Origin of the sequence: Paracrocinitomix mangrovi, from assembly GCF_019740355.2 — a bacterium.
GTDB lineage: Bacteria > Bacteroidota > Bacteroidia > Flavobacteriales_D > Crocinitomicaceae > Paracrocinitomix > Paracrocinitomix mangrovi.
This window is the reverse complement of record NZ_CP091819.1, coordinates 2,920,265-2,944,047: the sequence shown is the minus strand read 5'-3', so window position 1 is coordinate 2,944,047 and position 23,783 is coordinate 2,920,265. Positions and strand designations below refer to the sequence as shown.

Annotated in this window: 19 protein-coding genes; 15 read left to right on the top strand and 4 right to left on the bottom strand. The window is 36.4% G+C overall.

The annotated features are described in order from the left end of the window. Positions 1-41 precede the first annotated feature (41 nt). The 5 genes from K6119_RS13455 to K6119_RS13435 are packed head-to-tail and all read left to right on the top strand — an operon-like array spanning position 42 to position 7,535. A complete protein-coding gene (locus K6119_RS13455; protein ID WP_221832504.1) occupies positions 42-902 on the top strand; it encodes a hypothetical protein in 861 nt (286 codons plus the stop codon). Positions 903-917: 15 nt separating this feature from the next. Beyond that, a complete protein-coding gene (locus K6119_RS13450; protein WP_221832502.1) occupies positions 918-2,177 on the top strand; it encodes a M28 family metallopeptidase in 1,260 nt (419 codons plus the stop codon). 57 nt (positions 2,178-2,234) lie between these two features. Further along, positions 2,235-6,254: a T9SS type A sorting domain-containing protein gene (locus tag K6119_RS13445; protein WP_221832500.1), complete on the top strand. Its 4,020-nt coding sequence runs from the start codon at positions 2,235-2,237 to the stop codon at positions 6,252-6,254. A gap of 4 nt (positions 6,255-6,258) precedes the next feature. Further along, entirely contained in the window at positions 6,259-7,047 is a 789-nt protein-coding gene (locus K6119_RS13440; RefSeq protein ID WP_221832498.1) for an outer membrane beta-barrel protein, read from the top strand. Further along, positions 7,047-7,535, top strand: a complete 489-nt coding sequence (locus tag K6119_RS13435; protein WP_221832497.1) for a c-type cytochrome — start codon at positions 7,047-7,049, stop codon at positions 7,533-7,535. The genes K6119_RS13440 and K6119_RS13435 overlap by 1 nt, the downstream gene beginning before the upstream one ends. An 18-nt stretch (positions 7,536-7,553) precedes the next feature. Here the strand turns inward: K6119_RS13435 and K6119_RS13430 are convergent, their stop codons facing one another. Beyond that, positions 7,554-8,051, bottom strand: coding sequence for a hypothetical protein (locus tag K6119_RS13430; protein WP_221832496.1), 498 nt, complete (start codon positions 8,049-8,051; stop codon positions 7,554-7,556). Positions 8,052-8,099: 48 nt separating this feature from the next. Further along, entirely contained in the window at positions 8,100-10,868 is a 2,769-nt protein-coding gene (locus tag K6119_RS13425; protein ID WP_221832495.1) for a T9SS type A sorting domain-containing protein, read from the bottom strand. Positions 10,869-11,054: 186 nt separating this feature from the next. Between K6119_RS13425 and K6119_RS13420 the strand changes: the two genes are divergently transcribed. Then, complete coding sequence (locus K6119_RS13420) at positions 11,055-11,936, top strand: hypothetical protein (protein WP_221832494.1); 882 nt, start codon at positions 11,055-11,057, stop codon at positions 11,934-11,936. 53 nt (positions 11,937-11,989) lie between these two features. Here the strand turns inward: K6119_RS13420 and amaB are convergent, their stop codons facing one another. Then, complete coding sequence (gene amaB / locus K6119_RS13415; RefSeq protein ID WP_221832493.1) at positions 11,990-13,546, bottom strand: L-piperidine-6-carboxylate dehydrogenase; 1,557 nt, start codon at positions 13,544-13,546, stop codon at positions 11,990-11,992. Positions 13,547-14,031: 485 nt separating this feature from the next. Between amaB and K6119_RS13410 the strand changes: the two genes are divergently transcribed. Further along, complete coding sequence (locus K6119_RS13410) at positions 14,032-14,409, top strand: DUF1987 domain-containing protein (protein ID WP_221832492.1); 378 nt, start codon at positions 14,032-14,034, stop codon at positions 14,407-14,409. A gap of 1 nt (position 14,410) precedes the next feature. On the opposite strand, the gene K6119_RS13405 is transcribed toward K6119_RS13410, so the two are convergent. Then, positions 14,411-15,886 carry a VWA domain-containing protein gene (locus K6119_RS13405; RefSeq protein WP_221832491.1) on the bottom strand — a complete coding sequence of 492 codons (1,476 nt, stop codon included), beginning with the start codon at positions 15,884-15,886 and terminating at the stop codon, positions 14,411-14,413. A 99-nt stretch (positions 15,887-15,985) separates the two neighbouring features. Between K6119_RS13405 and K6119_RS13400 the strand changes: the two genes are divergently transcribed. The 8 genes from K6119_RS13400 to K6119_RS13365 all read left to right on the top strand — a co-directional run bounded on the left by K6119_RS13400 (position 15,986) and on the right by K6119_RS13365 (position 23,783). Continuing rightward, positions 15,986-16,924, top strand: a complete 939-nt coding sequence (locus K6119_RS13400) for a polymorphic toxin type 23 domain-containing protein (RefSeq protein WP_221832490.1) — start codon at positions 15,986-15,988, stop codon at positions 16,922-16,924. 61 nt (positions 16,925-16,985) lie between these two features. Further along, entirely contained in the window at positions 16,986-18,527 is a 1,542-nt protein-coding gene (locus tag K6119_RS13395; RefSeq protein WP_221832489.1) for an acyl-CoA carboxylase subunit beta, read from the top strand. 14 nt (positions 18,528-18,541) lie between these two features. After that, positions 18,542-19,747, top strand: a complete 1,206-nt coding sequence (locus K6119_RS13390) for a CAP domain-containing protein (RefSeq protein ID WP_221832488.1) — start codon at positions 18,542-18,544, stop codon at positions 19,745-19,747. A gap of 11 nt (positions 19,748-19,758) precedes the next feature. Next, on the top strand, positions 19,759-20,499 hold the full coding sequence (locus K6119_RS13385) for an EI24 domain-containing protein (protein WP_221832487.1): 741 nt from the start codon (positions 19,759-19,761) through the stop codon (positions 20,497-20,499). Between the two features lie 69 nt (positions 20,500-20,568). Beyond that, positions 20,569-21,147: an RNA polymerase sigma factor gene (locus tag K6119_RS13380; protein WP_221832486.1), complete on the top strand. Its 579-nt coding sequence runs from the start codon at positions 20,569-20,571 to the stop codon at positions 21,145-21,147. Then, positions 21,144-22,187 (top strand): energy transducer TonB, encoded by a 1,044-nt coding sequence (locus K6119_RS13375; RefSeq protein ID WP_221832485.1) that lies wholly within the window; start codon positions 21,144-21,146, stop codon positions 22,185-22,187. Before K6119_RS13380 ends, K6119_RS13375 begins: the two co-directional genes overlap by 4 nt. A 265-nt stretch (positions 22,188-22,452) precedes the next feature. Next, positions 22,453-22,968, top strand: a complete 516-nt coding sequence (locus K6119_RS13370) for an LVIVD repeat-containing protein (RefSeq protein ID WP_221832483.1) — start codon at positions 22,453-22,455, stop codon at positions 22,966-22,968. A gap of 14 nt (positions 22,969-22,982) precedes the next feature. Further along, entirely contained in the window at positions 22,983-23,783 is an 801-nt protein-coding gene (locus K6119_RS13365; RefSeq protein ID WP_221832481.1) for an LVIVD repeat-containing protein, read from the top strand.

The following is a 23,783-nucleotide window of genomic DNA, read 5'->3' as shown; positions in this document are numbered from 1 at the left end:
ATTTTAAGCCTCCTTAACCAATTGTGAATAACTTGCAAAAAATGGGTAAAACATCTTTTAAAAAAATGCAGGAACTAAGTAAAAAGCTTCACAAAAAAATCGAAAAAATTGAATCCGGAAAACTCGGAATCGAAGATTTAGAAGAAGTTGTAGAACAAGCCAGAGAGCTTTATGAACGTCTATTGATATTAAAATATAAAGCTTACGAAAAATTTGGTGAGCCAGAAAATAGTGCAACAGTAGAGGTGGAAGAAGAAGTAGAGGAAGAAGTAGAAGCTGTTGTTGAAGAAACTAATACAGTAGAAGAAGAGCCTCAAGAAGAACCAGAAGAAGTTAGCAGTTTTGACTTTACAGGTGTTTCAGAAGAAATAGAACAACCTTCATTTGATTTTTCTGATATGACTGAATCAGAGCCGGAAAAAGAAATTGAAGAAGTGGAGGAAGAAGAAGAAAAAGAAACCTTCCCTGAAGCTGACAATGTTAAAACGCAAAGTCCTATTGAAGAGGAAGAAGAAGAAACCTTCCCAGAAGCAGATGATGTAAAAACTAAATCTGACCTCTTTAAAGCTAGCCATGTAGAAAAGCGAGAAAAAGAAGATGAGAATTCTCTTAACCAAAAACTGGCTGATGATGAAGCTTTAACACTTCGTAAAAAACTGCAGAGCACCCCTATTACTGATCTTAAATCAGAAATCAGTATTGCCAAAAAATTTGAATACATCACTTTTATGTTTGGTGGCGATAACAACAATTATGAAGAAGCCATTAACGTTTTAAATAATTGTGCTGATGCTGATGAAGCCCGAGAAAAGCTAAACGAATACTCAAACAAATACAAATGGGATTTAGAAAATAAATCCATCATTAAGTTTGTTGAGTTGGTTGAACGCCGTTATATATAATCGCTAAATTTGGGTATGCTCAAAACTATTTTAGGAATTGCTAGTGTTGCTTTTAGCCTTCATTCGCATGCTCAATTAGATTATGCCAAACAAATTTTAGATACACTTTGTGCCCCTAGATATCATGGAAGAGGTTATGTTGACAATGGTGATATTAAGGCTGCAGATTTTCTAGTAAAGGAATTTCAAAGAATAGGTGTAAAAGAATTTCCCGGTCATCCCTATACACAACCATACTCATTTGGAGTAAATACATTTCCTTACCCAATTGAAGTTGTATTGGGAGATGACACTTTGACTCCTGGAGCAGATTATTTGGTTACTCCCATTTCGGGCTCTGCACAAGGAGAATTTGAGCTTTACGAAATCAATGAGCAAACATTTAATGATGTTTACAAAGGTGAAATCAACTTCAGTGAAATGGACCCTTCACAAACCATTTTTGCCTTCAATTTTCTGGGAAATTCAGACAAGATGTTGAATCAAAAGATTATGCAATTGTCATATGAAGTCACCAAGTATTTTCCTAGTATTTATGTGACAAATCAAAAACAAATGTATTCTGTAGGCCGCAATCAAACTGTGTATCCAAGAATATCAATTGATTCAGCTGCCTACCACAAAGTGGACAAAGTTCAGCTTAAAATCAATAGCAAATTTGTTCCTAACTACGAATCAAAAAATGTGGTTGGCTATATCCCAGGAAAGAAAAAGAAAAAGTATATCGTATTTTCTGCTCACTATGATCATTTAGGACGAATGGGACCGGACACTTATTTCCCTGGAGCTAATGACAATGCAAGTGGTGTAAGCATGTTGCTGTCACTGGCCAAAAAATACATGCAGGAACAACCTAAGTACTCAATCGTCTTTTGTCTTTTTAGTGGCGAAGAAGCAGGTTTATTAGGATCAAAATATTTTGTAGAGCATCCTTATTTCCCATTGAAAAAAGTGAAAATGGTACTCAATGTTGATATCATGGGTGGAGCAGATGACGGAATTACAGTGGTAAACGGAACCAAACACGAGAAACTATTTAATAAAATGGTGGAGATAAATGATCATGAAAAATTAATTCCTAGTGTAAAAAAGAGAGGCGAATCTGCCAACTCAGATCATCATTTTTTCTCAGAAAGCGGAGTACCTGCATTTTTTATCTACTCAAGAGGCTCAGTTAAAAACTACCACGACATTTACGACACGGCAGAAAATACGCCACTTACCAACTTTGATCAGGTGCAAAAATTACTGGAGAAATTTGTTGACACTTTCTAAAGTAACATCCTTATTTAAAGCTATTCACATTATCAAAAATTTGGTACCTTTCCGCACATGAAAAGGCTATTGCTAGTTTTAATTGTATTGTTGGCCAGTTTCAGTTACGGACAACAATACGGCAATTCATACAAACCGGAAACGAACCCACAACAATTTAAAGCTGCGGGTTGTGCGCCGGCAAATGCCTCAACTTTTCTAGAATTTAACAATGTAAAAGCCCTCATCCATACCGGTGGAAATCTTTGGCAAATTTCCGGTCAAAACTTCTCGCAATATGAAGTTCCAAAGGGTTCTGGAATAATGGCGCTATTTACTTCAGCCTTGTGGTTAGGTGGTGTGGATATCAATGGACAATTAAAAATTGCTGCCGTTAGATACAGAGATGGAAATGACTATTGGGCAGGCCCATTAACTGATGGAGGTGATGCTGAAATTATTCCTTCAGAATGTGCAAAATATGATCAACATTATGTTGTTACGCAAGATGAAGTAAGACAATTTGATGCCTGGTACAAAGCAGGAATCAAAGATCAGCAAGAAGGAACTAATACCCAATCTGAACTTTTTCCGGATTATGAAATTCCTGTTTCAATTCTTGATTGGCCGGCGCATGGAGATCTTTCACTAGGTCAAAATTATTACCTGGCTCCTTTCTATGATCGTAATCAGGATGGAAATTATGACCCACTTCAAGGTGATTATCCCTGGTATGATATCGAAAAAGAGTTAGACTGCTCAGTTGACAGAACTGTGACCTTATATGGTGACCAAACTGTTTGGTGGGTGATGAATGACAAAGGAAACATACACACTGAAACCGGAGCAGATCCATTGGGAATGGAAATAAGATGTCAGGCGTTTGCTTTTGCTACTAATGATGAAGTAAATAACATGACATTTTACAATTATGAATTGGTAAACAGATCTACCCAAACACTTTACGGAACTTATTTTGGGGTTTTTATTGACGGTGCTCTTGGAGGTCCAAATGATGACTATGTAGGATGTGATGTTTCAAGAGGATTGGGATATACATACAATGGAGATGCTTTTGATGAAACCATGGGAGGTTTTAAAGGATATGGCGTAAATCCGCCGGCAGCAGGAGTTGACTTTTTTGAAGGCCCATATCAAGACAATGACGGAATTGATAATCCGCTTACAACTAATTATAATCAGGCCATTACCCAAAACGGAATTCCTTATAAGGGATTAGGAATTGGTTATGGAGATGGAATTGTAGACAATGAGCGAATGGGAATGAGACGTTTTTTGTATTACAATAATTTAGGTGGAGGTGCCTTAGCCGCTCAAACAGATCCTCAAACAGGACAAGATTATTACAATTATTTATCTGGATATTGGAAAGACGGAACGCCTTTTGTTTATGGTGGATCCGGTCACCCGGCAAGTGCTGGAGCTATTCCCGCCATTACATCTAACTACATGTTTCCCGGAGAAAGTGATTCTCTGGGATGGGGAACTTCAGGAATTCCACAACAAAACTGGACAGAGCAAACTGCAGGGAACGTTCCTTATGACAGAAGATTTGCGCAATCTTCAGGACCCTTTGTATTGCAGCCGGGAGCAGTAAATAACATCACTTACGGTATTTGTTGGGCAAGAGCCACTTCAGGTGATCCTTTTGAATCTGTTAAAGAATTGCGAAAAGCAGATGACAAAGCACAAGCATTATTTGACAACTGCTTTAAAGTATTAGACGGTCCGCATGCTCCGGAATTATCTATTCAGGAAATGGAAAACGAACTCATTGTATCTATCTATAATGAACCTGCTTCCAACAATAAGGATGAGGACTACTCAGAATTTGATCCGTTTTTGGTGAATGTAGATAATGACCCGAACTTTGATGGAAACTACAAGTTTCAGGGTTATCAAGTTTATCAAATCAAAGATGAAACAGTGAGTCCAACTGACTTGGATAATGTTGAATTAGCAAGACTAGTTTTTCAATGTGATGTTAAAGACTCTATCACCAAATTGGTGAACTATGAATTTGATCCGGACATTGGAGCAACAGTTCCTCAAGTGATGGTGGACGGAGAAAATGAAGGGATCCGTCATTCGTTTTCTGTAAAAGAAGATCAATTTGCTACCGGAAGCCGAGAACTGGTAAACTTTAAGCGTTATTATTTCATGGCTGTTTCTTACGCCGTAAATCAGTTCAAAGAATATGATCCTAATGATCCGGGAGGATTAGACGGACAAAAAATTCCGTATTTGGCATCAAGAAAAGCAGCCATTGGAGAAATCAGAGCTTTTGAAGGAATTCCTCATCCACCTGAAGTGGAAAGTGGTGGAACAACTTTTAACGGAAGCTATGGTTATGAAATCCCACTTACAAAAATAGATGGCTGGGGAAATGGAGGCATTTGGACAGAATTAAGTGAAGATTCTGAAGATGCAATTTTGACCAATGGTTCTCAAAATGAAATCACTTATAAACCTGGAGCCAGCCCTGTGCGCATCCAAATTATTGATCCTTTAAATGTACCAAATAGTGATTTTGAATTTTTCTTTGTTGAAGATACCGGTGGTGGATTAGATGAGGCCGGATGGTTTATGCATAATCTTACTACAGGTGATACTGTTTGGTCAGATAAAAGCATTGATATCCCTAGAGAACAACTTATTCCCGAATGGGGATTATCTGTATGGATTGAGCAAACCTCTTATGTAGGTACAGGGCTTATATCTCAAATTTACACTTCACCTATTGGGGCAACAATGGTTTTTGCCGACTCTGCAAAACAATGGTTGACAGGGGTACAAGACAACGACAATTATTTCCCATCTAACTGGATAAGATCAGGGATTTTTAACCCCAATGATCCTGATCCTTGCCAATGGGGAACTCCATCTATTTTTACAGATTGTGCATACCCTGATTATGGAGATGATTTGGAAGAGTATGAAGGTTTATTAGACGGAATTGTAGCGCCTTTTAAATTGACAGGTAAAGACTTTTTAAATATGCCAATTGGTTATCCTGATGCCGATTTATCTAACTATTCAGGATCTAATAATGGTTGGTTTGGATTGATGCAAACAGCCCAATCAAAAAGTGCTTTCCCATTCCTTCACGGAGTTGATTTGGTAATAACATCAGATCAAACAAAATGGACCAGATGCGCCGTAATTGAAAACAACTGGAACAACAATCAAACAATTGGTGATGCAACTGTTATGGAGTTAAGACAATCACCTTCAAAAGATATTAACGGTGATGAAATTACCGGAGAGGTAGGAATGAGCTATTTCCCTGGTTATGCCATTGACATTGAAACAGGAGAAAGGTTGAATCTTGCCTTTGCAGAAAACTCATGGTTAAACGGATCAAATGGAACAGATATGTTGTGGAATCCAACCAATGAATATGTTGACAATGTAGGGAACCCAATTTTTGGTGGAGGACATTACATCTACATTTTTGGGAATAGCATTGAAGATGATAACACCATGCCTGCTTATGATAATGGTGATTATATGCAAACAATGTTGCAAAATGAAATTAGTCAGGATTACTACAAAGTATGGAAAAACTGCATGTGGGTACTGTCTCCCATGTTAGAAGATAACCACACACTTTTAGAAACTGATGTAAGAATTCAATTGCGTGTTTCTCATCCATATCAGCAAAAGACTTTCACAGGAGTCAACAATGGTAACCCTGCTTATAGGTTTAATACAAATGAACTTTATACCTCAACACAGATTACAAATCAGCAAATAGATAAACTGGACCTTATCAAAATCGTTCCTAATCCTTATTACGGATATAGTGAATATGAAAATGGTCAGCTTGATAATCGCATTAAAATCACCAATCTACCAGAAAATTGCACCATAACTATTTGGAATATTTCAGGACAACTTGTAAAAACCATCACCAAGGATAATCCAAGTACTTTTCAGGATTGGAACATGAAAAACGATCAGGGAATTCCAATAGCCAGTGGTTTATATATATTCCATATTGATGTGCCGGGTGTTGGTGAAAGAATTCTAAAATGGTACGGAATGATTCGTGTTGTAGACACACAAAACTTTTAGCCTCATGAACTTCATTAAATCTCTTTTGCTTTGCTTTTTTCTTTATACAGGAATAACAACTTACGCTCAAAAAATGTGGGTGGGACCTGAATTTGGAACCAGTATCATCCAAGTTGAAAACCAAAATATTGGTAGGGCATTTCAACCTTCATGGTATGGTGGAGGAATTTTTGAATATTCTTTTAATGATTGGTTATCTATCAAAACAGGAATCAATTATGCCCAAAAAAGACAAGGATATACCATTTATGATACCACAGAAATAACAATTCCGGGGCTCAATTTTGATGATTTGGGTCTGGGAGATTTGGACAGAAATACCTACACTGAAATTAACGGAAGATATAGCATGCATTTTTTGGAAATTCCGGCAATGGCCAAATTCAAATGGAAAAATTACTACGTAGCAGTTGGAGGATATGCAGCATACATGTTGGCTTTGAAAAAAAGAGAATTTACGGTTAGCAGAACACCACTTACGGCTGTTATAGATTTTAAAACACTTGCTGAACAGCTTGGTCAGGCACAATTGGCCATGTTATTTCCTGAGCCTTATGTTGAACAATATGGAGAAAGTGCCAGTAAATCCGGTGTAAGAAGTTTTGACTACGGAGCCAAAGCTACCATTGGATATCAATCAGAAACTTTTGGTTTTTCGGCGGGATATCAGTACGGAATTCCATTTTATAACACCAATTCTGAATTAGAAAATCGCAGACATCACTACATGCAGTTCAGCATCAACTACTTGTTTGGATTAGGCAAGAAAGGTGGAGGGAAAAGTAGTTTGTAATGAGCGATAAAAACATATTGAGTAAGAGGAACTGGAGTGGGTTACTCATTGTGTTTATCACTTCATTAATTGTTGGAATTTATATTCTTTTAGCACCTTCAAAGACATCAGTTAAAAATAGTACTCAAGAATCTATCTGGACTAAAATTGAACCAATTGAAGATTTAGAAACGGAACTGTCAGATTTTGAAAAAGGAAAAAGCTTATTCAAGGAACATTGTGCTGCTTGTCATTTTGTTGACAGAGATATGACTGGTCCTGCGTTAAAAGGCGCACGTCAAAGATGGATTGACAATTCAACGGAAAAGAATTTTTATCAGTTTATCAAAAGTATGGACGTAGTAGTGATGAATGGTGATGAATATGCAAATTATCTTTTCAAATTATGGGGAGTAGCTATGACTCCCCAAAATGTTACAAATGAAGAAATTGACTTAATCTTTATTTATGTAGAAGATTATGGACCAGTAATTCTTCCTAATCAATGATACGCTATATCTGCACGATTAGCTCTCATTTTCTATAATGGTCATTAGCTGATTAAAACTGCTTGGTTTCATTCTGCCCCATTTCATCAATGAAATATACGGATATGAATCTACTTCACCCATTGGTTCAACTTCTGTATAACCAATTTCATTATCCTCATCATTATAAAAGACAATACAGTACTTATATTCCGGTGTGCCGAATTCACCCCAAACATAGGATGATGAGTCATTGAGAATTTCTACCAAGGTTTCTGTTTCTGATGCGTTTATTCTCGTTCTATCATAAGGGAAGCACCAATTATAGCAAATAGCATAAGATGTATTTCCTTTCAAGAAGTTCCGATTATATTCTTCATCTTTTTGGATTTCAGATATATAATTTACTTGTGAAGCCGCTTCTGGTATAGTATAACGCCAGTCTTTTTGAATCTGAACCTTATCCGGGAGGGTTAAATATCTATAACTATAAAAGGAAATTATTCCAAGAATAATAACGCTTAGTGATATGATCAACTTTCGCTTAATTGTTTTGGGTAATTGAAGTCAACTTTTATAATCCCCCTACTGCTTAATCACCTTTGCGGTCCACTTTTGATCTTTATTAGAAGCCACTATAATGTAGGTTCCTGCATTAAATGTAGATACATCAATTTGCTTTGAGCCTGTCATTTTTGACTTGTACAATAACTGTCCACTTAGGCTGTAAAGACTAATATCTGTTGCAGAAATTGGCATTTTTACTGTCACCCAATCTTTTGTGATTGTAGGATAAGCTACCAAACCTTCTGTTGTTTTTTCAATTTTTTCGGTGTGCAAATATCCCGGATCTAAATAAGTAGAAAACACACCCAAACCATGCGTTGCAACCGCCATAAATCCATCATGTGTTCTTACATCCATGTGATCAACCGGCACATTTCCAATTCCGGGTTCTAATGTCCAAACAGTATTAGTTCTGTCAGGGAAATTGGTAGTGTACAATCCAGTTGAAGTTCCTACAAAAATGGTTCCGTCTACATAATATTCTGCCCAAAATACTGCCGGTCCTGCACCTGTTCCGTCTACATTCTCTTCTAAATTACCTGAAATGTCTGTCCAGTTTTGTCCTCCATCATCTGTAACAAAGATGGAAGGGATGTTGTAATTGGCAAATGTCACTACTATTTCATCTGAGTTAAATGGATTCACGGCAATACATGAAACATATGCTCCATTAGGGAAATTGTCTCCTGAGATGTTCACTTTTGTAGCTGTATCTACATTTTCATATGCATTGTCTAATCTGTAAACATAGGCATTGGTAGTTCCGTACCAAACTCTATTTGAATCTGATTGACACATTTCAATATCGGTAATGATCCCTGCTTGCAAATCAACCTTACTGCTATCCATCTCTACCCAAAAATTAGGTTCAGCATTTGTTCTATCCCCGGTAATTGGTACTTGCATTAAGCTGTCAATTCTCCACAATTTGGTGCGTCCATTCCAAAATAACCTGTTGTCGTTTGATGGATCCAGTTTTAAACTGTTGGCCCAATTATAAGTTGTTGGTCCGTTTTCAGGATCTAGTCTTTCATGCGCCAACACATTTCCGTTGCCATCAATTTCTTTAATGTACATCTTACCTCTTTGTTTACAAGTAATGTATCTGGTAGCTCCATTTGTTAATGCTCCGTACATTCCATCTCCAGAACCAATATATTTCCAGTGATAATCAAAATCATCATTCTTGGTCCACCAGGTTCCGTTATCCTGCAAACCTCCCATAATAATTTGCGAAGTGGCCACTCCAGGTTCTATAGCCAAAGCATAAAATTGTGTAGTCACATATCCATTGTTCAATGTTTCCCATGTTACTGAATCTGCCAATGCATCTACAGTTCTGTATAATCCTCCATCATTTGCATTGATCAATACATTTGGATTAGATGGCAACCAGGTAAGGTAATGCTGGTCTGGATGATGATTTGGATAACTTAAGTTCCATTCTAAATCATCATAGTTATACTGACTGCATTGATATCCTCCAATCCATGTGTTTGTTGAATCGTGTAAAAAGGCATCTTTATTTCTCCAAATTGATGTTCCGGCAATGTACATAACAGAAGTATCTACCGGATGAATTCCAATGTGTACATCAAAAGAAGATTGCGTGCTCAATTGTCCTATATCAATGGTTAAACCAGGGAATGTACAACTGGCATCAGGTAATTGAGCGGAGCGGTTACTCCAGCTTCCTCCGGTTCCTGATCCATCTCCTGATAAATACTCGTATCTGAATACTCCGTGTCCGTTTCCAAATCCTGAGCTGCAAGCACCAAACATCCAAATAATATTATCATCTAAAGGATTAACAGTCATGGCCATTCTACCCCAAGAACTTGGGAAATTAGAAGGTTTAATATCCGTCCAACTTAATCCGCCATCATCTGATCTGTAAATTCCTTTATCAGGTCCATCACTTGACATTGTGCAATAGATAATTCCTGAAGGTGTGATAATCAAGTCAATATTTGTAGATCCAGGTGTACTGAAACCTCCTTGTGTAAATCCTAAAACCTCTGACCAGGTATCTCCACCATCTGCAGATCTGAAAACTCCATTATAAACTGCTGCTAAAACAACATCTTCAGTGGTATTTGTGTGATCAGTTATCACTCTCCAAACGTAGTCCATGTCTCCGTTTTGAACATAAGTGTTTGGGGTATTACTTTGAGTAGATAACAATGGCTCCCAGCTTTCGCCGTAGTCTGTACTTTTCAATAATCCATTTCCACTGTATCTGGCTTCAAATGTGGTTTGGCTTACAATAGCATATTGTTCACCTGTTCCGGCATACCAAATGTGTTCTTTTCCCGGACGTGTATCCTGCGCAATTGAAGTGATTGAATGTGGATCTAGATCATGTGTTACTTTGGTCCAATCTGCACCACCATTATGTGTTTTCCAAATTCCACCTGAAACTGCTCCTGCTAACATTACGTTTTCGTCTGCCACATCTAAAGTCAATGCCCTTGTTCTTCCTCCAACATTAAAAGGTCCTCTTTGAATCCAGGTTTGCGCCTTGTATTGGTGCGTTGGTAAAGTAGCTGCAAATTCACGTTCTGCTCTTTCAATTCCTGCCGGAATTTCTCCTGTAGATGGATCAGCTAATCGCAATAAGTTAAACGCATGTCTGCTTCCCAAATCCAACTCATTTCCTTCACTCATTAGCGGAATAATGTCTCCACGACCTTTTTCTGAGGTATCTGAACTAGATTCTTGTTGCTGATTTTGCTCACAAGACAATCCTAAAAATACCAGTGATAAGAGAATAAGATAATTTTTCATGTTCGGCAGATTTGAGGTAAAAATACGGGAATTAAATGGTAAAATGAGCTAGTGTTTCCAATTTGAAGTGAATTTAATGCGATTTTAATGTATAAGATATCAGTCATTTGTGTCTAATAATTTGAGCTAATGAGCAAATAATAAAAGCTGTTTTGAAAGGGATTGTTCTCGTGCTAATTTAGGCAGATGAGATGGCTTTTTTCAATAATAGTTTTGCTTGTATTGATCTCCTGTGAAAAAGAAATTCCAAGGAAAGATAGGTTGCAGAATCCCTTTTACCCTATGCGAAATGATGATACAGAAAGGACAAGGAAGTTTTTCGAGTTCAATAAATTGAGAGCCATGTATGAAGTTGAATGGGAGAAGGATAGCATTTACAGTTATCAATATTATACTCAACTCATGGAGTCTTTTAATCCGGATACTGCTTTCTTCAAAGATGAAATGTTGGAGTCCTGTGATACATGCGAAAGAAATATCTCTATTAAAAGGCAATACACAAAGGGAACAAAAGGGAAGGTGAAGTTTCTGATATCCAGAGTTTCCACATTAGATGATGTCTTTATCTTTTTGGACGGATTTAAAAAAGACAAACAAGTAGTGCATCATGAAGTTAGGATGTGGTGGGAGAATTACATGGAAGACACCATATTTGATGTAAACAATGACGGCTATGATGATTTTTTAATTCAGTGGTTTCCTTCTTCAGGATGCTGCCCAAGAGAATGCTATGACATCTATATTTTTAATCATAAAACGAACTCATTTAACGAACCTTTTGATGTAATCAACCCGGTTTTTTATCCCGGTAAAAAACTAATACGCGGAATGGGGTATGGATATGGTCCAAGTTTATATACTAAAAAGTGGAATCAGGATTCTTTAGAAACAGTAGAATATTTCTATCACAATTTAGATGATAGCATAGATGCCCAATACATTTCATCAGACAAAGATCATGGAGACACAAGCGCCAGTTGGATTAAATACTGGAAACAAGCTCCTGCTCATTACAAGGAGTTGGATTATATGTTTGAATGGTTTGAAGGAGGGAAATATGAGTATTAACAAAAAAGCCCATCCAAAACGGACAGGCTTTTAATATGAATGATCACTATTAATTAAAAATCAAATTTGATTCCTTGTGCCAATGGCAACTCAGTAGAGTAATTAATAGTATTTGTTTGTCTTCTCATGTAGATTTTCCAAGCATCAGATCCTGATTCTCTTCCTCCTCCAGTATCTTTTTCACCACCAAAAGCTCCTCCGATTTCTGCACCAGAAGTACCAATATTTACGTTGGCAATTCCACAGTCAGATCCTGCTTGAGATAAGAACAATTCAGATTCTCTGATATTGTTTGTGAAAATAGCTGAAGATAATCCCTGATCAACTGCATTTTGAATGTCTATCGCATTTGAAACTTCACCTGAGTATTTAATCAAATACAACAATGGAGCAAAAGTTTCATGTTGAACAATTTCCCAGTGGTTTTCAACCTCAGCGATTGATGGAGAAACGTAACATCCTGATTCATATCCCTCACCAGTTAAAATATCACCTTCAACCAACATTTTACCACCTGAAGCTTTTACTTTTTCAATTGCAGCTTTGTACATTTCTGCAGCATCTTTATCAATTAGTGGCCCCATGTGATTGTTTTCATCTAATGGATTACCAATTTTAATTTGCTTGTATGCGTTGGTCAAAATCTCTTTTACGTTGTCGTAAATAGATTCGTGAATAATCAACCTTCTTGTTGAAGTACATCTTTGTCCTGCTGTTCCAACAGCTCCAAAAACTGTAGCAGGTAAAACCATTTTCAAATCTGCAGATGGTGCTAAGATGATAGCGTTGTTTCCACCTAATTCTAACAATGATTTTCCTAATCTTTTAGCTACGCTTTCAGCAACAGATTTACCCATTCTTGTTGAACCGGTAGCTGAAACCAAAGGAACTCTTTTGTCATTTGACATCAATTTTCCAATCTCAGCATCTCCAATTATCAATGAAGAAACTCCTTCAGGGATGTTATTTGCTTTAAATACTTGCGCAGTAATTTTTTGACAAGCAATGGCAGTTAAAGGAACTTTTTCAGATGGTTTCCAGATACAAACGTCTCCACAAATCCAAGCTAAAGCAGTATTCCAAGCCCAAACTGCAACAGGGAAGTTAAATGCTGAAATAATTCCAACAATTCCTAATGGATGATACTGATCATACATTCTGTGCGCAGGACGCTCAGAATGCAAAGTTGAACCATTTAATTGTCTTGAAAGACCTACAGCAAAATCACAGATGTCGATCATTTCTTGCACTTCTCCCAAACCTTCTTGATATGATTTACCCATTTCGTAAGAAACAAGTTTACCAAGTGGCTCTTTATATTCTCTTAATTTTTCACCTAGTTGTCTAACTATTTCTCCTCTTTTAGGAGCAGGTACTAATCTCCACTCTTTAAAAGCTTCTTGCGCTTTAAGGATACTTGCTTCGTATTCAGTAGAAGTAGCCATGTTCACGTTTGCTATTAAGGATCCGTCAACCGGAGAATAAGAACCAATTTTTTCACCTCTGGTATTGAACCAATGAGAACCAGTTGAAGCACCTTGGTTTTCTTCTTTGATACCTAATTGCTCCAATACCTCATTAATTTCTGTTCCTGCAACTGCTGTAGACATATTTAATCTTATTTTAAATTTCGTTACAAAATTAAACAATTCCCCGAACTTTTGTGTGATTTGTAGCACCAAAGGTTTTTAGCGTCCTTGTTTAAAAGATGTTCATAAGTCGGCTTTTTTTGTAACCTCATTTACTTTACCCGTTTTCACTTATGAGGTAAATTGGTATTCGAAATGCGATTAAAACTCGTAATATTAGTCTTAGCGGCTTTCATTGTTTTGTCAGGATTTTTAGCCTGATCGAACCTTAACAAACCCTTTTACTGACAACAACAAACCGCTTTAAACAATGGATGTGAATTCATTGAATGGGATAATTGTATCCTTGTTCAATTCAAAAGAAATTCCCCATCTAATCTTCTGTATCCCAGTATTTTTCAACTAAACAATTAATATTTTGCGTAGAAACACTTGGTCTAAGCACAATAAATCAATAAATTTAGGGCACGCCTACCTTTTAACCCGCTTACCCAAAAAAACTACTTATGGAAATTTACATGAAAAAGGCGACCAACTCTACACCCAAAATATTGGGCAATGTCACGGAAGGAACATTGGCCATTAGTGGACGTTGTTATCCCGAAGATTCACAGTCTTTTTTTGCTTCACTTAACTCATGGCTTGAGCATTTTTACCAAACAGAAAATCCGGTTATACACGTGCTATTTGATTTAGAATACATGAATACATCTGCCGGAACTGTCATGGCACAAATGCTTAAAAGACTTACTATTTTATCAGATGATAAGAAAATAAAAGTAGAATGGCGTTACGACAATGAAGACCTGGACATGAAAGACATGGGAGAAAGCTTTAATCTACTTTATGGAGAAATGGTGACACTTATTCCTAAAACCATTTGATCTACTCAGTAGTAAATCTGAAAGAAGTTCTCTTAATCTCTTCTATCAATTTAGTTTGAGCATCCGGAACAGTTAAAATTCGGATAAAATCTCCACCACCATTACTCACTACATTTTTCATGTGTGTAGTAATAAAATCAGATGTTTTAATTCCTACAACTGAGAATATAATGCCTTGTGAATTATAGTATTTCTCTATGGTTTTCAGATAATTTTTATCTCCTTTATTAAATACACCGTCTGTAATCATTATAACAATATTGTTACCTCCTTCAATGTAGTTTTTTCTATTCAATCTGTAAGCTGCTTTAATTGCGTCTCCTCCAGCAGTCATACCGGACGTTCTCAATCCTTTAACCGTTTCAATTATCATGTCTTTTTGACTACCATCAGCTCCTTCCATTACAGTCTCCACCTCAGATGAATACTTGATCATTGAAATCATATCGTTTGGTCTTAAAATCTTTGCCAGCTCAATCATTGACATTCTCAGTAAATCCATTTTACCCATTCCGTTCATTGAAGCGGAAACATCCAAAATAAAGGTGATGTTGTTGTATTTAAAATACCCTTCAGTAAAAACCGAATCTGGTAATTCATCTAGTGGCACTTTCTCCACTTCCGGAACCGGATCAGGTTTTACTTCTTCTACAATCTCCACTTCCTCTTCTTCTTCAATCACCTCCTCTTCTTCAGGCTCTTCAACTATTTCCTCCTCCTCTTCAACAATCTCAACTACTTCCTCTACTTCTTCAACAATCTCTTCTTCCTCTTCAATTTCTTCAACAATTTCGGGCTCTTTGATGTTGTCCATGCTCAACTCTATCTCCACATAATTTCTCTTATAATTCATGTAGCCCTCATAGTAATTAGAATTATAACCATCCTTTTCTGCTGTGATGTAGAAATATCCTAACATGAGTCTCTTCTTAATAACTCCCTTACTATTGGTTAGCATTGCGTCTACCAACTCTCCTTTTTCAACTATGTAAACTTTTGAATTTTTAATGGGTTCTCTGGTGTTAGAATCTATTACCCTTACTACCATGTCAAACAAATTCACCTGATCTGGCGGTTTAGCATTAAAATCAGGACAGGCTGTCATCCCACCACCATTGTTTTGATTCTCTTTGACATTCCCGCTCAAGGAAATATTAATGGCCTCTCTTGGTTCTGAGAAATAAACACCAACATCATATTTAAACTTTCCCTTTCTACGCTCATTTATTTGAAATCTGATAGTGATAGAACTGTCAGGCATAATGCGCTTTGCCGAATAGATATAATACACATCCATTGGCTTATCAATTGTCAGCAAATATTGAACTTTATCTGAGGTATTTTTAAAGGTGATATCTGTATATGTCTGCGAACCTGTATATAAATCACCAAAATCAAAGCTGGTTTTTGACGGCTTTACTTGTGCCATGGTAATGACACTGAAAAAAGTGATAATAAAAAGAAGGCTAAATCGCATACACGAATATAGTTTATAAATACCATTATGTTACAACAAATAGCGGTCCAAACACCTCCCCGCATCAATTAGGCGCAATTTTTGATTAATTTTAATTCAGTGAAAAAGCTTTTAATTATAGCCATTAGCTTGCTGCCATTTTTTGGTAAAACACAAGAAAATCCTGTGCCGTCATTTTACGGTATTTCGGCAGGATTGAGCTTTTCTTTTGGAACACATGTAAATCGTCTGGGAGTTAATTTATCTGCTTATTACACCTACAGTATTGCACAAGCAAATGGAGGAATAAAAGGCTATTATAATTTCAGATCTTTTGGACTGAAAGAAAAAGGATGGGAATTACAACTTTCCTCAGGTTTTCAAGTAGGATTTGGAAGAAAAGATTCTGCCAGAAGTCCGTTTATTGGTGAAGCAGAAAATAACCTCTTACAGGATTATTCATTAGGCTATGATTATCTTGTTTATTTAGACAACAATAAAACATCTCAAACCGGCGGTATCCTAAGCGTAAACATCCTGGATTTTAAATTCGCCACGCAGAATGATTTATTTGGTTTTGGTCAGGGTTGGAGGGACAGATTTAGAACAGGAGCTTTTCTTTTTGAATACAGATATCAGTTTTTCAAATTTGGTATTTCATCCACCATTTGGACTGATGACTACACAGCTTGTTCAAAGGTATTAGATTCAGAATATCCTGCCAGATTTGGTTACAAAAAAGACAATAACTGCAAATATAATGGCCATTGTATCAGCACACTTGGTTTGCGCGTAAACTACATTTTACCGGCACCCATAATTCTCAGTCAAAATGCTCAAATTGATATCGGAATTGATGCAGAACAAATACGAAATTTGGTTCAAAATAAAATGATTCACGATCATTATCCTATTCCCGAAAAACTAATTAAGCGCAATCCTTGTCACATTCCTATGCAAGCGCATGAAGGAGGACAGTTTTTATATAAAGAAGGACAAAAAGTTGAAAAGCCTTCATTCTACTTTAATGCAGGATTAAATCAAAATTTATTCTACTAGCCTGTTCGTGTCTTATTTTTAGTTTTTGTTGTTAACTTTAGAGCTTCAGAAAAATAGCTACATGAGCACAAAATTGGAAGAACTACAAAGTAAGCAAGCTGAGGCCTTGCAAGGAGGTGGCGAAAAACGCATTGAATCACAACACTCAAAAGGAAAACTAACTGCCAGAGAAAGAATCAATTTACTTTTGGATGATGGTTCATTTGAAGAAATTGGAATGCTTACCACCCATAGATCTACCAATTTTGGTTTAGATAAACAGCAATTTTACGGTGATGGTGTTATTACCGGTTACGGTACCATAAATGGAAGACCTGCATATGTGTTTTCACAAGATTTTACCGTTTTTGGAGGATCTTTAGCAGAAATTCACGCCAAAAAGATTGTTAGAATCATGGATTTGGCACTTCAAAACGGAATTCCATTAATTGGTTTAAATGATTCAGGTGGTGCCAGAATTCAAGAAGGAGTTGTTTCATTGGGTGGATATGCAGATATTTTTTATCGAAACACTATAGCATCTGGAGTAATTCCTCAGATTTCAGCGATTATGGGGCCATGCGCAGGTGGAGCAGTTTACTCTCCAGCTTTGACTGATTTTACCTACATGGTGCAAGACTCTTCATTTATGTTTGTAACAGGACCAAACGTAGTTAAAACTGTAACGCATGAAGAAGTTACTTCTGAAGAATTAGGAGGAGCATCAACTCATTCGCAAAAATCAGGTGTAGCGCATTTTGCAGTTGAAAATGATTTGAAATGTATCAATGACATTAAAAGATTATTGTCTTACCTGCCTCAAAACTGTGAAGAAGAATCTCCTAAATACCACTTTGAAGAGAAAACTCAAATTCGCAAAGAATTAAATGATATAGTTCCGGATAATCCGAACCAACCATATGACATGAAAGAAGTAATCAACAATATTGTTGACGAAGGATCTTTCTATGAAGTACATCAAAATTTTGCTGAAAACATAATAGTTGGTTTCGCCTTTTTGAATGGAAAAAGTATTGGAATAGTAGCTAATCAACCTGCGGTTTTAGCCGGTGTATTAGATATTGATGCATCTAACAAAGCAGGACGATTTGTTCGTTTTTGTGATTCATTTAATATTCCTCTTTTGGTTTTAGAAGATGTTCCCGGATTTTTACCTGGTACAGATCAGGAATGGAACGGAATCATCACCAACGGAGCTAAATTATTGTATGCATTTTGTGAGGCAACAGTTCCAAGAATTACTGTTATTACGCGAAAAGCATATGGTGGAGCATATGATGTAATGAATTCAAAGCACATTGGTGCGGATATGAATTACGCATGGCCTTCTGCAGAAATTGCTGTAATGGGAGCAAAAGGAGCCGCTGAAATCATCTTTAGAAAAGAAATTCAAGAAGCAGCAGATCCTGAAGCTAAATGGAAAGAAAAAGAAGCAGAATATGCCGAATTATTTGCCAATCCATATAATGCAGCTAAGCACGGATTTATAGATGAGGTAATTGAACCTTTAGATACTAGAAAAAAACTGATCCGCGCATTTGAGATGTTGAAAAACAAGGTTGCTCATCTTCCTAAAAAGAAGCATGGCAACATACCACTATAAAGGTATTTTTACATATGAAAACAAGTGTATGGTCAACATATTTGCTGACACTCTTCTTGCTATCAAGAAGTGCACTTGCGTTTTCTCAATCAAATGATCCAACTTACGATAAAACGGTCTCTAAAATAGAGGCAAAACTGAACGATAAGAAGTTTTATCCAGCTTATAAAAGTTGTAATAAAGCCTTAGAGAGTTATCCCAATGACAACCGACTAAGTGCTTTGTTAGCCCGCATTATTTTTTATGGATATAAACATCCAAAAATTGAACTTGATTACCCTTCAAAAAATGATGCAGCCTTTAAAAGTTTGGACTTGATGGCAAGCCATAATCCTGAGGATTATTATCACAAAGGATTTTACATGAACATGCAAAGACATTGTATGATTACTGCCGTTCAACATATTAAAAAAGGAAAGGTAAATGAAGCTTTTGGTGTGCTCAATAAGTGGTTTGCCGTGTTTAACAATCAGGATGAAAATCTCCAAAACATTTACACAGAAGACATTCAAGACACCTTATTTTTTAGAGGTAGAATGGCTTATATAGATCAAGATTTTGAATTAGCAGACAAGTATTTCAATTGGATGGATAGTGTTTTTAACGGAGATCATTTTGAAAACAAATATGATGCAACTAAAGTAATGCCCTATGAAGGTTATTATTTTGAAGTCTATCAGCATCCCAAATACTACATTGCACATACCGCAATGGATGAAAAAATATTAACTGAAGCTGAAAAACAAGTAATTTTCATGCATAATCTGGTAAGAATTGATCCATTGATGTTTGACTCTACTTACGTAAAAACCTTTATGGCTACAAATGCCGATATTGCTTTAACAGAACACGGAACAAGTTTGAGAGAAACCTTGAGAAAGAAAAAGCCTGCTGTGCTCCTTTTTCACGATCAGGATTTGACCAATGCGGCAGCATGGCATGCCAATGATTTAAATGCTCATAATGCCACAGGGCATGAATCATCAGACGGAAGCAAAATGTTGGACAGGTTTGTGAAATTCAACACCAGCGGAGGAGGTGAAAATTGCAGCTTTGGTCGTCATGACGCCGTTGATATTATTCTGGGTTTATTAGTTGACCTGAACAGTGAGAAAAAAGGACACAGAAGAAACATCTTATATCCGTCTTTTGATAGAATTGGATTATCCATCAAACCACACCCAACGTATGGCAGCTGTATCGTCATTGATTATGGGTAAAATCTTGGAAAATGATAGGTGATATATTTAAATCAATGGGAACCTACGGTAAAGCCTTAGGAATGATCTCAAGCTTAGGCTTGTGGAAGTACCTGTTTATTCCTATTCTGATTGGTTTATTGCTTGGTTTAGCCATTATCGCTTTGGCCTACTTTTTAGCAGGTCTTATTGGAGACTACATCAGTGATTTGTGGCCGTTTAGTTTTGGAGAAAGTTTTATTGAATCTACATCTGATGTTATAGGCGGAATTTTAGTAGTCATTTTGGGCATCATGATTTTTAAACAATTGGTGATGGCATTTGCTGCTCCATTTATGACACCTGTTTCAGAACGAATTGAAGAACATTTAAGTGGGAAAAAATTAGATAAAACAGATACAGCATCAGAATTCATGGCGGCATTGGTCAGAGGTTTAAGAATCAATTTGAGAAACTTATTTGTAGAACTGCTTATTACCATTCCATTGATGATTTTCTCACTGATTCCGTTGATCAACATTTTTTGTATTGTTTTGATATTCCTGATTGAGTCTTATTTTGCCGGTTTTGGAAATATGGATTATACACTGGAACGATACACCGACTATTCTCAATCTGTCAAGTTTGTCCGAAAAAATAAAGGAATAGCAATTGGCAACGGAATCGTTTTTATTTTACTGCTATTTATTCCGGTTGTGGGTATTTGTTTGGCCTTGCCATTATCCACTGCAGCAGCTACAATAGACACCTATGAAAAGTTGAAAGAACAATAATCTTTATTTTTTTCAAACTTTTTTGGTTACCTTTTAAACGACCCTACATCTTTAGAAAAGGTAATAAGCATGAACGAAAGTAAAATCATTGAATTTTTACGGAAAGACCAACAGGAAAGAGCCTTTAGGCGCCTGTACAAATACTATCCAAAAGTTGAAAAACACATAGTTGTAAACTCAGGATCAAAAGAAGAAGCACTGGATATTTTTCAGGATGCTTTAGTAATTCTATACAAAAAAGTACAAGAGCTTGATGCCAGTTCACCTATTAAAATAGATGGCTTTTTAATTAATACATGCAAATTACTTTGGAGCAATGAGCTAAGAAAAAAGAAAGTGAGAAAAGGAGATGAAACCGGTTTAGGTAATCTGGAATTTGAAGATGAAATCAATCATCAAATTGAAAAAGAAGAGAAATTTCAAGTGATGGAAGAAGTACTAAAAAAAATGGGGGAAAAGTGTAAGTCCATTTTAGAGATGTTTTACTTCAAATCACTTTCAATGGAAAACATAGCAAAGAAAATTGGATATAAAACTGTAAAATCTGCCAAGGTGCAGAAATATAAATGTATGGAAACCGCCAGACAACTGGCCATTGAATTGTCTAACACCGCTTCTATGTCAGAAGCCGAAAAACAGTATTCATGAGAGCTGAATTAGAACAAGTACAACAAATAGAAAGATACTTGATGCAGCAAATGGATGCTGCCGAAAAAGTACAATTTGAAACACAGATGGCCAATGATCCTGCTTTGGCTAAAAAAGTAAATGCACAGCGAACAGTGGTTGAAGGAATTAAAAATGCCGGACTAAAATCTGCAGCTGCAGGTGCTTACTCAAGCTGGCTGATGCGCAAGTGGTTCTTAAAAGGAGGCATAACACTGGTATTGGGAGCCGGTTTATTTAGTGCCATTTATTTTTGGCCAACCAAAGATGCTACTGAAGATTGCGTTCCATGCGAACAATATCAAGTCGCACAACACAACGAAAATGAAGATGTAGCAATGCCCGGCAATTGTTGTGAACCTGTAGTTCAAGAACAAGTGGCTGAGGAAGTTGAAATGGTTGATGAACTGTTAGAAGATGATACATGTGTGGTTGACCAAAGTATGGGTCAAAGTGAATCACATGGCACAAATAATCATTCAACAGTAACAAACATTAACAATGAATTAGAAATTCAAGAAAACGGCAATTCTTCAACAAATGTCGACTTCAGTGACGGAGGTGTAATTGTCAAAGACAATGGAGATACAGAAATGAAGATTCCAAAAGAACTGGTGAACGATTACAAATCTAGCAATGTGCGTCAACCCACTACTTATGTTCCTGATGATAAATTGTTAGCTGAACTTTGGTCATTAAATGATGAATTGAACGGTAATATTACCAAACACCCTACTTTTCCGGGAGGAGAAAAAGCACTGCAAATATTTTTGCAAAACGAAATGCAATACCCGCAAAGTGCTTACAGAAGAAAAGTTCAGGGAACAGTTTATGTGAATTTCATAATTGGTAAAACCGGCGCAGTTAAAAATGCTAAAGTTATTGTTGGAGCAGATGATGATTTAGACAAAGAAGCAGAACGAATAGTAGGTGCAATGCCCAATTGGAAACCTGGAGAGGTGGACGGAAAAGCTGCTGATTTACATTACACCATTCCGGTTCAATTTGTATTGACAGAATAGTGTTTTAATTCAATTGTTTGTTGCGGGTTATCATATTAAGTGATGCCTTTCTTTGCTTTGATTAACTTTTTTTAAGTGTTAATTTTTATGTCCCTTGTAACATTCAAGCTACCTTAATGGTCTTAGCTTTTGAACGGAAGATGAACTTATAAATTGGTGAGTGTCAAATGTTAAAATTTAATTTTAGCACACTTTTTGATAATATGTTCCGTTAGTGAAGACGAAATAAGTTAAACTAAAAATTAATCACCCAATCAAACGAATTATGAAAAAAGTAAATCAGTTTTTTTTCTTGCTTTCGGCTGCAATGGTGATGGCTTCTTGTAATGACAAGGAAGAACAGGTAGAGGGTTGGAAACCCATCTATTCTGACAATCCTGAAACAGAAACTGTCAACATCAAAGCTTCTGAACCGCTTGAAAATCCAGGCAGAATTTATGTATATGAAAACCTATTGATGGTTAATGATCAAGGAAAAGGGATTCATATTTATGACAACACAAATGTTTCAAGTCCGATTGAACTTTCTTTTATCGGTATTTCCGGAAACATGGATTTCTCTGTAAAAGCAGATAGAGTTTATGCAGACAATGGTAAAGACATGGTTATAGTAGATATTACCAATCCTGCTGCACCAACCTATTCAAACAGAATTAAAGACATATTCCCTAAACAGGTGTTTCCTGATGAATTTGGACCATTTGAATGTGTAGACGAATCAAAAGGAACCGTAGTAGGATGGGAAAAAGCAATGTTAGATGACCCTAAATGTTTCAGATAAAAATTATTAGCAATATGAAAAAGTTAAGATTAATAGTAGCTGGAGCATTAGTATTAGGTGTTATAACCAGCTGTGATAAAGAAGAAATAAACACAAATGAGGCTGAAGAAGAAACCTCATCTACTAGCAATACAAAAGCGCCTACAAGTACAGGTGAAGGTGGATCGCTAGCACAATTCACAATCGTAGAAAATCATTTATATACCATTGATTATAAAACCTTAAACATCTTTGATTTGAGCAATCCTGATGAGCCTGTTTTGGTTGAAACAATCAATATGGGTGTTGGTTTAGAAACTGTTTTCCATCAAAATGGAAGATTGTTTATCGGAGCTAACAACGGTGTGCATATTTATGATATCACGGATCCTAGAAGTCCGCAAGAAATATCACAATTCAATCACGTAACAAGTTGTGACCCTGTAGTGGCAAATGACCATTACGTTTACGCTACTTTACGTGGAGGTACTACTTGCGGTGGAGTTTTAAGCCAGTTAGATGTTATTGACATCAGCAATGTGCAATTTCCTAATTTGGCAGGAACTTATGAATTGATGAATCCTTATGGATTAGCAATTTCAAAAGCAAACGAACAATTAGTATACGTTTGTGATGGTTATGAAGGAGTTAAGGTAATGGATGTTTCAAATCCTTATGGAATTCAGATCGTTCAAATTTATGAAGGATTAGAAGCTTTAGACATCATTGAAGATGATAACAATCATTTGATTTTGTTGACTAGAACAGGTATCTATCAATTTGATGCTACTAATCCAACAGATTTAATTGAAAAATCGTTTATTCCGGTACAATAA

Coding starts and splice junctions, on each gene's coding strand:
- K6119_RS13455 (WP_221832504.1), top strand. CDS start 42: ATGGGTAAAACATCTTTTAAAAAAATGCAGGAACTAAGTAAAAAGCTT.
- K6119_RS13450 (WP_221832502.1), top strand. CDS start 918: ATGCTCAAAACTATTTTAGGAATTGCTAGTGTTGCTTTTAGCCTTCAT.
- K6119_RS13445 (WP_221832500.1), top strand. CDS start 2,235: ATGAAAAGGCTATTGCTAGTTTTAATTGTATTGTTGGCCAGTTTCAGT.
- K6119_RS13440 (WP_221832498.1), top strand. CDS start 6,259: ATGAACTTCATTAAATCTCTTTTGCTTTGCTTTTTTCTTTATACAGGA.
- K6119_RS13435 (WP_221832497.1), top strand. CDS start 7,047: ATGAGCGATAAAAACATATTGAGTAAGAGGAACTGGAGTGGGTTACTC.
- K6119_RS13425 (WP_221832495.1), bottom strand. CDS start 10,868: ATGAAAAATTATCTTATTCTCTTATCACTGGTATTTTTAGGATTGTCT.
- K6119_RS13420 (WP_221832494.1), top strand. CDS start 11,055: ATGAGATGGCTTTTTTCAATAATAGTTTTGCTTGTATTGATCTCCTGT.
- amaB (WP_221832493.1), bottom strand. CDS start 13,546: ATGTCTACAGCAGTTGCAGGAACAGAAATTAATGAGGTATTGGAGCAA.
- K6119_RS13410 (WP_221832492.1), top strand. CDS start 14,032: ATGGAAATTTACATGAAAAAGGCGACCAACTCTACACCCAAAATATTG.
- K6119_RS13405 (WP_221832491.1), bottom strand. CDS start 15,886: ATGCGATTTAGCCTTCTTTTTATTATCACTTTTTTCAGTGTCATTACC.
- K6119_RS13395 (WP_221832489.1), top strand. CDS start 16,986: ATGAGCACAAAATTGGAAGAACTACAAAGTAAGCAAGCTGAGGCCTTG.
- K6119_RS13390 (WP_221832488.1), top strand. CDS start 18,542: ATGAAAACAAGTGTATGGTCAACATATTTGCTGACACTCTTCTTGCTA.
- K6119_RS13385 (WP_221832487.1), top strand. CDS start 19,759: ATGATAGGTGATATATTTAAATCAATGGGAACCTACGGTAAAGCCTTA.
- K6119_RS13380 (WP_221832486.1), top strand. CDS start 20,569: ATGAACGAAAGTAAAATCATTGAATTTTTACGGAAAGACCAACAGGAA.
- K6119_RS13375 (WP_221832485.1), top strand. CDS start 21,144: ATGAGAGCTGAATTAGAACAAGTACAACAAATAGAAAGATACTTGATG.
- K6119_RS13370 (WP_221832483.1), top strand. CDS start 22,453: ATGAAAAAAGTAAATCAGTTTTTTTTCTTGCTTTCGGCTGCAATGGTG.
- K6119_RS13365 (WP_221832481.1), top strand. CDS start 22,983: ATGAAAAAGTTAAGATTAATAGTAGCTGGAGCATTAGTATTAGGTGTT.